Origin of the sequence: Halodurantibacterium flavum (assembly GCF_042681825.1) — a bacterium.
In the GTDB taxonomy this organism is placed as follows: Bacteria; Pseudomonadota; Alphaproteobacteria; order Rhodobacterales; family Rhodobacteraceae; genus Halodurantibacterium; species Halodurantibacterium flavum.
The window spans coordinates 193,151-207,870 of record NZ_JBHUGH010000012.1 but is presented as its reverse complement, the minus strand read 5'-3'; the positions used below and the strand labels follow the sequence as shown (position 1 = coordinate 207,870).

Genomic DNA, 14,720 nt, shown 5'->3' with positions numbered 1-14,720 from the left:
GGGCCGCGATTGGCCCCCGATCCTCAGATCAGCGGAACAGGGCGAGCACGCTCTGCGGCGCCTGGTTCGCAATCGACAGTGCCTGAATGCCAAGCTGCTGCTGCACCTGAAGTGCCTGAAGGCGGGCCGAAACCTCTTCCATATCCGCATCGACGAGGGCGCCGATACCCGTCCGCAGGGCGTCCGTCAGTTTGGACACGAAGTCCTTCTGGATATCGAGCTGCTTTTCGGCAGAACCGAAGGCCGCCGAGGCGTCGATACCGGTCTGGATCAGGGCTTCGATTTCCGTCAGCGCGTTCGCCGCACCACCGGCCGTGGTTACGTCGATGGTGTTCAGCATCCCCAGCGCACCGGAACCGGCGTTCAGAAAGCTTGCATTCACCGTCATGTCGTTGGCGGTGTTGTTGGTGAGCGAGAGCGTCCCCGGCGTACCGCTGTCATAGCTCACTTCAAGATCGGCAATGTTGAGCGCGTCGATGGCCTGCTTCAGACCGACCGCCACGAGGTCAGCCGTGCTCGCACCCGCTGCAAGATCCTGCTCGCGGACGGTATAGCTCACCGATTTGCCGGCAATGCTGATCGAAACCCGATCGCCGGCTTCAAACACAACTGCCGGGTCGATCACGAGATCCGCGGTGTCACCGGCATCAAGGAAGAACGCCGCAGTGTCGCCCTGGGTCGACGCGCCCGTCGTACCGTTGAACACTGCCTTGCCCACGTATTCCCCAAGCGAAAGGTTCTGGCCGTTGACGGTGATCTGGGCGGCTTTGACATCCGACGACCCGCTGCGATCCAGCGACGACAGGATGTTCATCTCGGTGTTGATGCCGTTGACGAGGTTCAGGCCGTTGAACTGCGCCGCTTCCACAACCGACGAGATCTGATCGCGAAGTCCGGCGATATCCGTCTGAATTTTGCCGCGGTCAACGTTTTCGCCCTGCGCGCCGACGATCTTCTGCTTGATCTCTTTCAGAAGCTCGGTCACCGACTCCGATGCTTGGCGGGCGACGGCAACGGTGGCGAGACCCAGCGAAAGGCTTTCGGAAATGCCCTGGAAGCCGCTCACATCCGACTCCATGACCTTGGAGATTGCCCAGGTGGCCGCATTGTCCTTGGCCGAGCCGACCGACTTGCCGGTCGAAATTTCGGCCTGGGTCTTGTTGAGGTTGGTGTTGATCGATTTGAGCGTCTGAAGCGCCACCATGGCACCCGTGTTGGTCAGAATACTCGACATCCGAAATCTCCGCTATTGGCGCTTTGCGCCGGGTTGAGGTGTCGCCAGACGGCGACGGAACAGGACTTTCTGCCCAGTGCGGCCGGTTCGCCGCGCCACCCCAAGGTGCTGTCCCAGAATTACGCTCAACCTCTAACGGAAGCCTAACTGCACACGTCCAGTTAGCTCGCAATTGAGTTAAATGCGCTCGCCGATGTCATGCCTTTCGCTCCAGCGTGACACGGCTTGCGGCAACCTCACTTCGCTGCCCCGTCTTGTCATAGGCTTTCCAACCGGAAAGCTCCCGCTCGATCTCCGCAAGCCGGCGCCTTGCCGCTTGCAATCCCTCCCGGGCGGCGAGGATCATCGCCTCGGTCGCCTGCGCTTCGGTTTTCAGCTTCAAAAGCTCAGCCTCGGAGGGTACCGGTCCCGATATGAAGCGCTCCAATGCTTTCATATGGCGCGCGCCAAGGTCTTGCAGACCTTGAAGATGGCCTTGCGCAAGGCGTGCGCGCGTCGCGCCAAGCAGATCCCGAAGCTCGGCAGTGGGAGATTTCGTCGACTTGAAGATCATGAGCGCCGCTCCATCGCGGCCTCGATTGCCGCAGCGAGGCCGATGCCGCCCGCGCGCGAAAGCTCTGCCGCATAGGCCTGGACGAGGAACGAACTGAACTGTTCTTCGCCGATTCCGCCGTTGAGCGATTCGGATGGCCGGCCCAGACCGGCGCTCGACAGCATTTCCGCAAGAAACTGGGCTTCCAGTTTCTGCGCAACCTCCCGCAACTGCGGGTCGGGCGTGGGGCGGGGTTTTTCATTTGCCACAAGCGTGGCGCGGGTCGCGGTGCCGGTGTCGATCATCATGTCTCTCCTGTCGAACGGCGCAATCATCCGGCAGCGCGGTAAAGGATCAGTAATCAACTGTAGGGATAGTGGCGTCAGACCGAAGAAACGGGGGAACCCATGATTCTGACGCCATTGACGCCTGCTGCCGCGCCGGCCGCCGCACCGCAACAACCGGCGCCCCCGCTGGGCCGGGCGATGTCCCTCGACTGGGGTGAGGTGTTCTCAGCCCTGCTGGAGGAGGAGGGCGAGGTCCTGCCGCTTTCCGAGCTGCAGCCTGAGGAAGTGGTGGAGCAAGAGCCCGAGGCCGAGACGCCGGAGCCTGACGCCACGGTTCCCGACGACCCGCCTGAGCGCCTCTGGGTAGCTGTGCCGCGCGCGGCGGCGACGCCGGCCTTTGATGCCGCTCTTGTTCCGGACTCCGGGTTCTCGCCGCCACCGCCGCCTACCACGACAGAGGCGCCGCAAACGGCCGCGATGACTTTGGGAACACCCGTAACGGCAAGCAGCCCTTTACCACAGGCGCCAATGCCTGTTGTCGATGAAGCCGAGGCGCGGCTGCCCGATGCACCTGACAGCGGCCAACCCGACCGCAAGACCCCGGCCCTGCCGGAACAGGCCTCCGCTGATCTGCCGCCCCCCCGGCCGGAAGCGCCGCCAAAGGCCGCCAGAACCGGGGGTCCGGACAGCGCCGCGCAACCCGGTCCGGCGCCTCAGGACGACACACCGGCCCCGGTCGCCGCAGCGGCGCCGCTGCCTGATCCTGCAGCACCAGAACCCGTTCGCTTGGAAATCTCGGTGATCCCGGCATCCGAATCCGGGCCGGCCCAGTTGGCCTTGCACGAAAGCAGCTTTCAGATGGCCCGGACGGAGACGGTGGCGGCCACATCGCGAATGACCCTGACCCAGCCGGTCCTCGCGCAGATCGCGGAGGTTCTGGCTGATAGTCCGCCGGGGCAGGTGGAATTGCGCCTCTCGCCCGAGGAACTGGGGCGGGTTCAGCTGCGCCTCGGGTCCAGCCAGAATGATCTGGTCGTTTTCGTTCAGGCCGAACGGCCCGAAACGCTGGAGCTGTTTCGCCGGAACATCGAGGGGCTCGCGCAGGAATTCCGGAATATCGGCTTTGGCGGCATCGCCTTTCACTTCGGCCAATCCTCGGGCGGCGGCGCGCCGAATCCCCGGTCGCACACCGCCACCGCCGAGGCAGAGCCCGCACCCGTGACGCCATCCCTTGCGCGAACGCTCACCCTGCCGCCGGCCAGCGGCCTCGACCTCTTGCTGTGAGAACGGACCATGGAAATCACATCAACCTCCACGACGACGACTTCAACAAACGGCGCCATGACCCAGACGGGGTCGGTGGGCGGCGACTACGAGACCTTCCTGAGGATGCTGACGACACAGCTTCAGAATCAGGACCCGCTCAACCCGATGGAGGCGAGTGATTTTGCCGTCCAGCTCGCGACCTTTTCCGGAGTGGAACAGCAGGTGCAGACGAATCAGTTGCTGCAGGCGCTTGCCTCACAAATGGCGCTGATGGGGCTGGGGCAGCTTGCCCATTGGGTCGGAATGGAGGCGCGGGCCCCGGTCGACGCATGGTATGACGGCGATCCGGTCACGCTCACACCGCGGATACCGATGGTGGCGGATCGCGCGACGCTTGTCGTGAAAAACGAGATGGGAAATGAGGTCGAGCGCCGCGACATCGCGCTCACGACCGAGGTGATGCAGTGGTCAGGCCTTTCGGCGGCCGGCACCCCCTATCCCAGCGGGCATTACAGTTTCGAACTGATCAGCTATGAAGGGGACAAGGTCCTCACCACTGAAGTCGTGCCGCTTTATGCCAGGGTCGTCGAAACCCAGGTCGAGCAGGGCCAGATCGTCCTGGTGTTCGAAGGCGGGAAACGCATCCTCGCCAGCGATGCATCGGGGATGCGCAACCCGGTCTGAAGCCTTCCGCAGGATCGAAAGCCGGGCTATTCCTCCGGCCATGGAAACGGTGGAACAGCGCGTCCGGGACGCATTAATAGCGACAGGCGCGGTGCCCGCAGTCTGCCGGTGGGAACGGCTGGAAGGGGGTCGCGTCAATCTGTTGTGGCGTGTGCAGGGGCGTGACGTCGATCTTGTCGTCCGGCTGTACCGCGATTGCCGCAACAGCCCCTTGTTCCGAAACATGCCGGGGGCGGAACTGGCGACCTTGCACGCGCTGACGACAACCGGTCTTGTGCCGACCGCTGCACGGCTTGAGGGAACACCGGCAGGGAAATGTCTGATCTACAGCCATATTCCCGGCGCCCCATGGCGTCAGGGCACGGCGGGCGTGGCACGATTGCTCGGCGCCCTGCACAGCCTGCCCCCGCCCCCGGGGCTGCCGCATCGACCCGTCTCTGCCGACGGGCTGCTTGAAGAGGCAGCGGGGCTTTTGCCCGCGACCGACGATCCGCTTCTGCCGGAGCTTCTGCGTCACCGGCCAGACCCGGATGACCCGGGGCCAGCGCCCGACCCCCGCCTGATCCACCGCGATCCCGTGCCCGGAAACATCATCGTCCAGGGCGAAAAAATGTCGCTGATCGACTGGCAATCCCCCGGGCTTGGCGATCCTTGCGAGGACCTTGCCGCCTTCCTGTCGCCTGCGATGCAGCATCTCTATCGCGGCAAGGTCCTGTCGCCGGCGGAAGAGGCAGAGTTTCTGTCGGCCTATCCCTGCCGCGACACCATCGACCGCCTGAACCGTCGCCGCAGGATCTTTCACTGGCGTCTTGCAGCGCATTGTCTGTGGCGCAGCCGGCAGGGGCTCGGCGACTACGCTACCGCCTTTGCGCTTGAGCTCGCCGCGCTCAGATCAGCGTCCCGAGCCACACCCCCGCCGCGGTAAGCGCCGCCCCCGCCGCCATCCACAGGACGGGCGTCCGGCGCCGCTCGACAATCACCGGGATCGGATCGTGCATCTGCCGCCGCAGCATGATCTCCACCATCTGCGGCAGACGGGGTCCGAAGCGGGAAAGGACCCGCCCGGTCTCGGCCAGATCGCGCAGCATGGCGCGCGGGCCGATATGGTCGCGGATATACCCCTCGACCACAGGCTGGGACACCTTCCAGATGTTGATATGCGGATCGAGCGAGCGGGCCACCCCTTCCACCACCACCATCGTGCGCTGAAGCAGGATAAGTTCGGTGCGCGTCTCCATCCCGAAGCGTTCCGTCACCTCGAAAAGGTAGTTGAGCAGCCGCGCCATCGAAATCCGCGTTGCATCCATGCCGAAGATCGGCTCTCCGACCGAGCGGAGCGCGCGCGCGAACTCGTCGATATCGCGATCGGCAGGGACGTAGCCCGCCTCGAAATGCACCTCGGCAACCCGGCGATAGTCCTTGCGGATAAAGCCATAAAGGATCTCGGCATAGACACGACGGGTATACTGATCGATCCGCCCCATGATCCCGAAGTCGAGCGCGACGACATCGCCATTCGGCGCCACCTTCAGGTTGCCCTGATGCATGTCGGCATGGAAATAGCCGTCGCGCAGCGCATGGAGCAGGAAAAGCTGCAGGACCCTTGCCGCGATTGCAGGCCGGTCATGCCCCGCCGCATCCAGGGCCGCATTGTCGCCTAGGGGGACGCCGTCGACCCAGGACATGGTCATCACCTGCCGCCCCGACAGCATCCAGTCGGCGCGCGGTACACGAAAACCCGCATCCTGCGCCGTGTTCGCGGCGAACTCGGCCGAGGCCGAGGCCTCTAGCCGCAGGTCAAGCTCGCCCATGACCACGCCCTCGAAATGCGCGATGACCTCGCGCGGGCGCAGGCGGCGGGAAGAGGGCGAAAGAAACTCGATCATCGACGCGGCAAAGTAAAAGGCGTCGATATCCTTTCGGAACGCCCGAAGGATACCGGGGCGCAGCACCTTGACCGCGACCTCTTCGCCCGTATCGGCCCGGCGGGCGTAGTGAACCTGCGCGATCGAGGCTGCGGCGACAGGTTCGGAAAATTCGGAAAACAGCGCCTCGACCGGCAGCTCCAGTTCCTGTTCGATCACCCGGCGCGCATCGGCGGTCGGAAAGGGCGGCAGCCGGTCCTGAAGCAGGCGCAGTTGCAGCGCAAGGTCGTCGCCCACCACGTCCGGCCGGGTCGAGAGGATCTGGCCGAACTTGATATAGGCCGGCCCCAGCGCCGTGAGCGCCCGGGTCAGCGGCGGATGCGCCGGGTCGCCTTCGTGACCCAGCCACTTGAACGGCCAGCCGAGGATGCGCGCGACAAGCCGCAGCCGCGGGGGCGCGCGAAACGCCTCGAGCACCACGCCCATCGCGCCTGTCCGCTCCAGCGTCGCGCCGGTGCGGATCAGCCGCCAGATATTGTGGGGACCCCGCATCAGATCTTCCAGCCGGAATGGAGCGCGGCGATCCCCATCGAAAGGTTGCGATACCTGACCTGCCCGAACCCGGCCTGCCGGATCATCCCGGCAAATGTTTCCTGGTCGGGAAACTTGCGGATCGATTCCACTAGGTATTGATAGCTGTCGCGGTCGTTCGCGACGATCTGGCCCATCACCGGGATCACGTTGAAAGAATAGCGGTCATAGGCCCATTGCAGCGCCGCGTTCGGAATCTGGCTGAATTCCAGCACCATGATCCGGCCGCCGGGGCGCAGCACGCGCTGCGCTTCTTGCAGCGCCGCCTCAATCCGCGTCACGTTCCTGATGCCGAACGAGATCGTGTAGACGTCAAAGCTGCTGTCGGCAAAGGGCAGTGCCATCGCATCGCCTGTGACCCAGGTCAGGCGGTCGGCCATCTGCTCCGCCTCGGCGCGTTGCCGCCCCTGGATCAGCATCTGTTCCGTCATGTCGAGAACGGTGGCCTGCGCGTCCGGCGCGCGGCGCAGAAAGCGGAAGGCGATGTCGCCGGTCCCGCCCGCCACATCCAGCAGGCGCTGATGCGGGCGCGGCGCAAGCCAGTCCATCATCGCATCCTTCCAGAGCCGGTGCACCCCGCCCGACATCAGGTCGTTCATGACATCGTAGCGAGAGGCGACGCGGGTAAAGACCCCGTGCACCATGCCCGCCTTGTCGCCCTCTGCCACGGTCCGGAAACCGAAATGGGTGGTCGTCTGCGTCTCGCCGCCGAGGGCTTCGTCAGGGGTTTCCGTCATGGGGTCTTGCCGTCCTCTTCGCCTCCCCTTCTTATAGAGCGCCTGCGGGGTGATACAATGCGCCCCGATGTCCGCCCGCCGGCCCCGCCACGGGCCGCAAGACGTTTTGGGGAATGCCGTGCCTGAACTGCCCGAGGTTGAAACCGTCCGCCGGGGGCTTCTGCCCGCGATGGAGGGGCGCGTGATCCTGAGGGCCGATGTCCGCCGTCCCGATCTGCGCTGGCCCCTGCCGCCCGGCATGGCGGATCGCCTGTCAGGGCAGCGGGTGGAGCGTCTGCGCCGCCGGTCGAAATACATCCTTGCCGATCTGGCATCGGGGGAAACCCTGCTCATCCACCTTGGCATGTCGGGGCGGATGCTGGTTTCGGGACAGGTTCAGGGCCGGTTCCACCACGACCATCCCGCACCGGAAAAGCACGATCATGTGGTCCTGGACATGGAGGGCGGGGCACGCGTCACGTTCAACGACGCGCGGCGCTTCGGGGCGATGGATCTCTGGCCCACGGCAACGGTCGATCTGCATCCGCTGCTGGCGCAACTCGGGCCGGAACCGTTCGGGAACGACTTCAACGAGGACTACCTCGTCGCGCGCCTGAACGGCCGGCGGACGCCGATAAAGACGTCACTTCTGGATCAGCGTGTGGTCGCGGGTCTGGGCAATATCTATGTCTGCGAGGTGCTGCACCGGGCCGGGATCGCGCCCGCGCGCCTGTCTGGTGCGATTGCCGCGCGGCGTGTCGCGGGGCTCGTCCCCATCATCCGCGACGTTCTGGCCGAAGCGATCGAGGCGGGCGGTTCATCGCTGCGGGATTATCGCCAGACGGGCGGCGAGCTGGGCTATTTCCAGCACAACTTCCGGGTTTATGGCCGCGAAGGCGCCCCCTGCCCAACCCCCGGCTGCGACGGCACGATCCGACGCAGCGTTCAGGCCGGACGCTCAAGCTTCCACTGCCCACGTTGCCAAAGATAGCTTGATCGCGGGGGGCGCAGTGCTATTGAGTCGGGCGTGACAGAGGCAACAAAGGTGCCCCCATGGCCTATGAAACGCTGATCGTCGAGATTTCCGACCATGTCGCGGTGATCCGGCTCAACCGGCCCGAGGCGCTGAATGCGCTGAACGCGCGGCTCTTGTCGGAACTTGCGGCGGCACTGCGGGCTGCGGATACGAATGACCGGGTGCGCTGCATCGTGCTGACAGGGTCGGAAAAGGCCTTCGCCGCCGGCGCCGACGTGCGCGAGATGGCCGACAAGACCTTTGTCGACGTCTTTTCCGACGATCTCTTTGGTGCCGATGTCGAGGCGATGCTCCGCGTCAGAAAGCCCGTCATCGCCGCCGTCGCAGGTTATGCCCTGGGCGGCGGGTGCGAGCTTGCGATGATGTGCGATTTCATCATCGCGGCAGACAACGCCAAATTCGGCCAGCCCGAAATCAATCTGGGTATCGTCGCGGGGATCGGCGGCACGCAGCGCCTGACCCGGCTGGTGGGCAAGTCGAAAAGCATGGACATGCACCTGACGGGGCGTTTCATGGACGCGACCGAGGCCGAAAGATCGGGCCTGGTGAGCCGCGTGGTCCCCGCCAAACGCCTGATGGAAGAGGTTATGGCGGCCGCCCACAAGATCGCCGAGAAATCCGTGCTGACAGCGATGGCGGTCAAGGAGGCCGTGAACCGCAGCCAGGAAATGCCGCTGCGAGAGGGTCTTCTGTTCGAGCGCCGGCTCTTTCATGCGCTCTTCGCGACCGAGGACCAGAAAGAGGGCATGGACGCCTTTCTGGAGAAACGCGAACCCCAGTTTCGCGACCGCTGATCACGAAAAAGCTGTGCCAGGCGGTTGACTCGGTTCCGAGTCGGGCGTAATAGCGCGGCTTCAGGAATTTACACGAACCCGAACCGGAACAGGATACATGGCCAACACGCCCCAGTCCAAGAAGCGCGCACGCCAGAACGAGCGGCGCTATGCCGTAAACAAGGCGCGCCGCTCGCGGATCCGCACCTTCCTGCGCAAGGTCGAAGAGGCAATCGCCTCCGGCAACCAGGAAGCCGCGACTCAGGCACTGCGCATCGCGCAGCCGGAACTGGCCCGTGGCGTCACCAAAGGTGTGCTGCACAAGAACACCGTGGCCCGCAAGATGTCGCGCCTCTCGGCCCGCGTCAAAGCGCTCGCTGCAGCCTGATCAGGCGACCAGAACGGCTATTCCAAAGGCGTGCCATCAGGCACGCCTTTTTGCATTTATCCTTTGTTTTTAGATGATTTTTTACCACCGTGGCGAAATTTCATCGCTGTTCCGGATTCGGTTCGGCAATCGCTGAGTCAAGCCAAGAGTTCTGTTGCAGCCCATCACAGCCTCAAGCTAGCGTGACAGGGCGATTCACATCGCCTTGGGGGGACATGAAGCAGAACTCTGCCCTGACCGCGCTTGCGGCAGAAGGCAGGGAAGGGTTGCGGGAAGTGGGGCTTCTCCGCGGCGCCTGATATGCGGGGATCATCTCCTGCATTTGCGACATGTCTATGACAGAGGTCCTTCGGATGCGCTGGGGTGCGACATTCACCCTGCTGCCGCGCAATCCGGATGGCCGATCACGGCAACCTGCGATCCTGGTCGCGGGGCAGTTCCGTTGTTCCCCAAGGCCTGCGAATCCAGCAGCGGTGTCTGTTCCGGCGATGTGTGTGTGCCGGGCGGATATCAGGTCGGGGCAAATGGCGGTTGGAAAATGCAACAAGAATCTTGGGGGCAGGCGCGTGAAGAACTTCTTAAGGTGGTCGGGCGGAACAACTTTGTAACCTGGATCGAGCCGCTGAGCTTTGCGGGGCTCAACGACGGCGTAGCGCGCTTCGAGGCGCCGACGAACTTCATCGGCGACTGGGTGGCGCGCAATTTCGCGGACCAGATCCGCTATCAGCTTGCGGCCACGGGCGCGTCGGTGGACCGGGTCGAATTCGCGGTGGCCGCCGCGAACCGCCCGCACCCGCCGGCCCGCGCTACCGAAATCCGGGCCGAAACCCGCGCCGAACCAGGGCGTCCCGCCGACGAGGGTGAGCTTCCGGGCGCGCCGCTCGATTCGCGTTTCACCTTCGACAGCTTCGTCGTCGGCAAACCGAACGAGCTTGCCCATGCCGCCGCCCGCCGCGTCGCCGAAGGCGGGCCTGCCACCTTCAACCCGCTTTTCCTTTATGGCGGGGTCGGGCTTGGCAAGACGCACCTGATGCACGCCATCGCGCATGAGTTGCACAGCCGCAGCCCGGAGATGCGGGTTCTCTACCTCTCGGCCGAACAATTCATGTATCGCTTCGTTCAGGCCCTGCGCGACAAGCAGATCATGAACTTCAAGGAGCTTTTCCGCTCGGTCGACGTGCTCATGGTCGATGACGTGCAGTTCATCGCCGGCAAGGACAGCACGCAGGAAGAGTTCTTTCACACCTTCAACGCCCTTGTGGACCAGCACAAGCAGATCGTCATTTCCGCGGACCGAGCCCCCGGGGAGATCAAGGACCTTGAGGATCGCATCAAGTCGCGGCTGCAATGCGGGCTGGTGGTCGATCTGCACCCGACCGATTACGAACTGCGTCTGGGCATCCTGCAGCAAAAGGTCGAAAGCTATCGCCAGCAGTATCATGGCCTGCAACTGGCGCCGGGCGTGCTCGAATTCCTGGCCCACCGGATCACGACCAACGTCCGCGTGCTGGAAGGGGCGCTGACGCGGCTTTTCGCCTTTGCCTCGCTTGTGGGGCGGGAAATCACGCTCGATCTCGCGCAGGATTGTCTGGCCGATATCCTGCGCGCCTCGGACCGCAAGGTCACGGTCGAGGAGATCCAGCGCAAGGTGGCGGAACATTACAACATCCGCCTGTCGGACCTGATCGGGCCGAAACGGCTGCGCACGATCGCGCGGCCCCGGCAGATCGCGATGTATCTGGCCAAGCAGCTTACCTCGCGCAGCCTGCCCGAAATCGGGCGGCGGTTCGGGGGGCGCGACCATACGACCATCATGCACGGTGTGCGCAAGGTCGAGGAACTGATAACCTCGGACCACCAGATCGCCGAGGATCTTCAGCTTCTGCGCCGCCTGCTGGAGGCCTGATCGGGCGGACTGCAGCGCGGGCCTTGACGCTGCGGCGTTTCGGGCGGAAAGTCCGGACAAGAAAAAGGCTTGAGCGTCCGGGGGATTTGGCACAGGTTGCCCCCCCGGCCTTGCGCCCGAGACGGATGGGGAACAGAATGAAGATCAGCATCGAGCGCGGCACCTTGCTCAAGGCCGTGGGCCAGGCGCAGTCTGTGGTCGAACGGCGCAACACCATCCCGATCCTCGCCAATGTGCTGATCGAGGCCGAAGGCAGCAACGTGAGCTTTCGCGCGACCGATCTCGACATCGAGGTGGTCGATCGTGCCCCCGCGCAGGTCGAACGGGCCGGGGCGACCACGGTTTCCGCCGTGATGCTGCATGAGATCGTGCGCAAGCTGCCCGATGGCGCGCTTGTGACCCTGACCGATGACGCGGCCTCGGGCCGGCTGACGGTTCAGGCGGGGCGGTCGAACTTCGCACTTGCCACCCTGCCGCGCGAAGATTTCCCGGCGATGACCAGCACCGAATACACCGCCAATTTCGCCGCCCCCGCAGGGGCGCTGCGGCGGCTCTTCGACAAGTCGAAATTCGCGATCTCGACCGAAGAGACGCGCTATTACCTCAACGGTGTCTACATGCATGTGGCGGATACGGAGGGCGGGCAGGTCCTGCGCTGTGTCGCCACCGACGGCCACCGTCTGGCCCGCATCGATGCCCCCCTGCCCAAAGGCGCGGAAAGCATGCCCGGCGTCATCGTCCCACGCAAGACGGTAGGGGAATTGCGCAAGCTTCTGGACAATGACGAGACCGAAATCGCCGTGTCTGTTTCGGAGACCAAGGTCCGCTTCGCGACCCCCGACATCACGCTGACCTCCAAGGTGATCGACGGCACATTCCCCGATTACGCCCGCGTCATTCCCACCGGCAACACCCGCCGGCTGGAGGTCGATGCGACCGAATTTGCGCAGGCGGTGGATCGCGTCGCCACGGTATCCTCGGAACGGTCGCGCGCCGTGAAACTCTCGCTCGAAGACGACCGGCTGGTTCTTTCGGTGAACGCCCCCGACAGCGGTGCCGCCGAAGAGGAACTGGCCGTGGCCTATGCCGACGAGCGGCTCGATATCGGTTTCAACGCCAAATACCTGCTGGAAATCGCAAGCCAGGTCGACCGCGAGAATGCGGTCTTCATGTTCAACTCTTCCGCCGATCCGACGCTGATGCGCGAGGGCGGGGATGACAGCGCGATTTACGTCGTCATGCCGATGCGGGTCTGACGGGTCTGCATGACGCTCGCCCTTGAGGCACTGACCCTTTCGCATTTCAGATCGCACAGGCTGGCGCGGCTGACCTTCGGGCAGCGCGTGATCACGATCCATGGGCCCAACGGCGCGGGCAAGACCAACCTTCTTGAGGCTGTCTCGCTCCTTTCGCCCGGGCGGGGGCTGCGCGGGGCGGCGGCCGAGGATCTGATGCGGCGGCCGGAGCGGCTGGGATGGAAGATCCGGGCGCAGTTGCAGGCCCCGGCCGCGGAACATCTGGTTGAGACTTGGGCGGAACCGGGGTCGGGGCGGCAGGTCGCCATCGACGAAAAGCCCGCGACACAGGTGATGCTGGGGCGGCTGGTGCGGGTGCTCTGGCTCGTGCCGGCGATGGACCGGCTCTGGACCGAATCCGCTGAAGGCCGCCGCCGTTTTCTGGACCGCATCACGCTCAGCTTCTTTCCCGATCATGCCGAGGCGGCGCTGAGCTATGACAAGGCGATGCGCGAGCGCAACCGGCTGTTGCGCGATCAGGTGGCCGATGCACGCTGGTATGGCGCGCTCGAGGAACAGATGGCGCAGGCGGGCGCCAGCCTGATGCAACATCGCCGCGATGCCCTTGCCCGGCTGGAGGCGGCGCAGGCGGGCGCGGAAACGGCCTTTCCCGCGGCCCTTCTGCGGATCGAGGGCGCCGAGCCCTTTCCGGAAACGGCTGATGCGATGGCCGCGTCCTTTGCCGAGGGGCGTCGCCGCGACATGGCGGCCGGGCGCAGCCTGACCGGCCCGCACCGGGTCGATCTGGGCGCGATCTATGCCGCCAAGGACATGCCCGCCGCAAGCTGCTCGACCGGCGAGCAGAAGGCGCTTCTGATATCGCTCATCCTTGCCAATGCGCGGGCGCTGAAACAGGAAACCGGCGCGGCACCCGTGTTGCTGCTGGATGAAATCGCCGCCCATCTTGACGCCGCCCGGCGCTCGGCGCTTTATGCCGAAATCCTGGGTCTGGGTGCACAGGCCTTCCTGACCGGAACCGGGGCCGAGCTTTTCGCCGAACTCGAAGGACAGGCGCAGAGCTTTGAGGTGACCGAAGCCGGCGGTTCTTCGACCGTAACCGAGAGGACGATGCCATGACCCCGCAGCGCGTGACGCTGATTACCCTTGGGGTCGCCGACCTGAACCGGGCGCGGGATTTCTACCGCCAGCTCGGCTGGACCCCGGCGCAAGAGGCCGAGGGCGTCGCCTTTTACCAGATGCACGGGCAGGCGCTGGCACTGTTCGATCTGGACGAACTGGCGCGCGATCAGGGCCGGCCAGACACAAGGCTGGGAACAGGGGCGATGACCCTTGCGCAGAATTTCCCTGACCGCGCGGGGGTGGATGCGGCCTATGCCACGGCGCTGGCCGCCGGGGCCACGCCGCTCAAACCACCGGTCGAGGTGTTCTGGGGCGGCTATGCGGGCTATTTCGCGGACCCCGACGGGCATGTGTGGGAACTGGCCCATAATCCCTTCTGGCCGCTGAACGGGGATGGAAGCCTCACCTTGCCAGAGGCGCCCCTGTCGTGACGATCCCGGCCACTTCACTGCTGCTTTACGCGGGCGCGCTCGTGGTGCTGTTCTTCACCCCCGGCCCGGTCTGGGTGGCGCTGACGGCGCGCGCGCTTTCGGGCGGCTTCGCCTCGGCCTGGCCGCTCGCGGTCGGGGTGGTGCTGGGCGACGCGCTCTGGCCATTGGCGGCGATCTTCGGGCTGACATGGCTGCTGGCGGCGTTCGACGGGTTCCTCATCCTGATGCGCTGGGTTGCCGTTGCGACCTTCATCGTGATGGGCGCCCTGCTGATCCGCAACGCGGGGCACCAGATCTCTTCGGACAGCCGGTTGACGCGACCGGGGCGGCTGGCCGGCTTTCTGGCCGGTGTCGCGGTCATCCTCGCGAACCCCAAGGCGATCCTGTTCTACATGGGCGTCCTGCCGGGGTTCTTTGACCTCACCCGCGTCACGGGCTGGGACATCGCCGCGATCGTGGCGATTTCGATGACCATTCCGCTTGCCGGGAACCTCGCCTTTTCGCTTTTCATCGACCGGGCGCGGCGGCTTCTCGCCTCGCCTGCCGCATTGCAGCGGACCAATCGGATCGCCGGGGTGCTGTTGATCCTCGTAGGCGTGGTAATCGGCGTCGCCTGACCCTAAATATGGTGTGCCG

General features: G+C 64.9%; 16 protein-coding genes. 11 read left to right on the top strand and 5 right to left on the bottom strand.

Annotated features, from left to right (window positions below; genetic code table 11):
• Positions 1-28 precede the first annotated feature (28 nt).
• The 3 genes from ACFSGJ_RS15940 to ACFSGJ_RS15930 all read right to left on the bottom strand — a co-directional run bounded on the left by ACFSGJ_RS15940 (position 29) and on the right by ACFSGJ_RS15930 (position 2,074).
• Positions 29-1,234, bottom strand: coding sequence for a flagellin N-terminal helical domain-containing protein (locus ACFSGJ_RS15940; protein ID WP_390263976.1), 1,206 nt, complete (start codon positions 1,232-1,234; stop codon positions 29-31).
• A 196-nt stretch (positions 1,235-1,430) separates the two neighbouring features.
• Positions 1,431-1,787 carry a hypothetical protein gene (locus tag ACFSGJ_RS15935; RefSeq protein WP_390263973.1) on the bottom strand — a complete coding sequence of 119 codons (357 nt, stop codon included), beginning with the start codon at positions 1,785-1,787 and terminating at the stop codon, positions 1,431-1,433.
• Positions 1,784-2,074, bottom strand: a complete 291-nt coding sequence (locus tag ACFSGJ_RS15930; protein WP_390263971.1) for a rod-binding protein — start codon at positions 2,072-2,074, stop codon at positions 1,784-1,786. The genes ACFSGJ_RS15935 and ACFSGJ_RS15930 overlap by 4 nt, the downstream gene beginning before the upstream one ends.
• A gap of 99 nt (positions 2,075-2,173) precedes the next feature.
• Between ACFSGJ_RS15930 and fliK the strand changes: the two genes are divergently transcribed.
• Genes fliK through ACFSGJ_RS15915 form a run of 3 tightly spaced genes read left to right on the top strand, consistent with a single transcriptional unit; the run spans position 2,174 to position 4,928 of the window.
• Positions 2,174-3,337: a flagellar hook-length control protein FliK gene (gene fliK, locus ACFSGJ_RS15925; RefSeq protein WP_390263968.1), complete on the top strand. Its 1,164-nt coding sequence runs from the start codon at positions 2,174-2,176 to the stop codon at positions 3,335-3,337.
• Between the two features lie 9 nt (positions 3,338-3,346).
• Complete coding sequence (locus ACFSGJ_RS15920; protein ID WP_390263965.1) at positions 3,347-4,003, top strand: flagellar hook capping FlgD N-terminal domain-containing protein; 657 nt, start codon at positions 3,347-3,349, stop codon at positions 4,001-4,003.
• Between the two features lie 49 nt (positions 4,004-4,052).
• The gene (locus tag ACFSGJ_RS15915) at positions 4,053-4,928 is read left to right on the top strand and encodes a phosphotransferase family protein (RefSeq protein WP_390263962.1); all 876 of its coding nucleotides are present in this window, start codon (positions 4,053-4,055) and stop codon (positions 4,926-4,928) included.
• Here the strand turns inward: ACFSGJ_RS15915 and ubiB are convergent.
• Together ubiB and ubiE are read right to left on the bottom strand one after the other, a co-directional pair.
• Positions 4,891-6,420, bottom strand: coding sequence for a 2-polyprenylphenol 6-hydroxylase (gene ubiB / locus ACFSGJ_RS15910; protein WP_390263959.1), 1,530 nt, complete (start codon positions 6,418-6,420; stop codon positions 4,891-4,893). The genes ACFSGJ_RS15915 and ubiB overlap by 38 nt on opposite strands.
• Complete coding sequence (gene ubiE, locus ACFSGJ_RS15905) at positions 6,420-7,196, bottom strand: bifunctional demethylmenaquinone methyltransferase/2-methoxy-6-polyprenyl-1,4-benzoquinol methylase UbiE (protein ID WP_390263956.1); 777 nt, start codon at positions 7,194-7,196, stop codon at positions 6,420-6,422. Before ubiE ends, ubiB begins: the two co-directional genes overlap by 1 nt.
• 118 nt (positions 7,197-7,314) lie before the next feature.
• Between ubiE and mutM the strand changes: the two genes are divergently transcribed.
• From mutM to ACFSGJ_RS15865, 8 genes are all read left to right on the top strand, one after another.
• On the top strand, positions 7,315-8,166 hold the full coding sequence (gene mutM, locus ACFSGJ_RS15900) for a bifunctional DNA-formamidopyrimidine glycosylase/DNA-(apurinic or apyrimidinic site) lyase (RefSeq protein WP_390263953.1): 852 nt from the start codon (positions 7,315-7,317) through the stop codon (positions 8,164-8,166).
• Between the two features lie 62 nt (positions 8,167-8,228).
• Entirely contained in the window at positions 8,229-9,005 is a 777-nt protein-coding gene (locus tag ACFSGJ_RS15895; RefSeq protein ID WP_390263950.1) for an enoyl-CoA hydratase, read from the top strand.
• A gap of 97 nt (positions 9,006-9,102) precedes the next feature.
• Positions 9,103-9,372: a 30S ribosomal protein S20 gene (gene rpsT, locus ACFSGJ_RS15890; protein WP_390263948.1), complete on the top strand. Its 270-nt coding sequence runs from the start codon at positions 9,103-9,105 to the stop codon at positions 9,370-9,372.
• Between the two features lie 538 nt (positions 9,373-9,910).
• Complete coding sequence (dnaA, locus tag ACFSGJ_RS15885) at positions 9,911-11,278, top strand: chromosomal replication initiator protein DnaA (RefSeq protein ID WP_390263945.1); 1,368 nt, start codon at positions 9,911-9,913, stop codon at positions 11,276-11,278.
• A gap of 137 nt (positions 11,279-11,415) precedes the next feature.
• A complete protein-coding gene (gene dnaN / locus ACFSGJ_RS15880) occupies positions 11,416-12,534 on the top strand; it encodes a DNA polymerase III subunit beta (RefSeq protein WP_390263942.1) in 1,119 nt (372 codons plus the stop codon).
• Positions 12,535-12,543: 9 nt separating this feature from the next.
• Positions 12,544-13,650: a DNA replication/repair protein RecF gene (gene recF, locus ACFSGJ_RS15875; protein WP_390263940.1), complete on the top strand. Its 1,107-nt coding sequence runs from the start codon at positions 12,544-12,546 to the stop codon at positions 13,648-13,650.
• Positions 13,647-14,084, top strand: a complete 438-nt coding sequence (locus ACFSGJ_RS15870) for a VOC family protein (RefSeq protein WP_390263938.1) — start codon at positions 13,647-13,649, stop codon at positions 14,082-14,084. The genes recF and ACFSGJ_RS15870 overlap by 4 nt, the downstream gene beginning before the upstream one ends.
• Complete coding sequence (locus ACFSGJ_RS15865) at positions 14,081-14,701, top strand: LysE family translocator (RefSeq protein WP_390263935.1); 621 nt, start codon at positions 14,081-14,083, stop codon at positions 14,699-14,701. Before ACFSGJ_RS15870 ends, ACFSGJ_RS15865 begins: the two co-directional genes overlap by 4 nt.
• Positions 14,702-14,720: the final 19 nt, after the last annotated feature.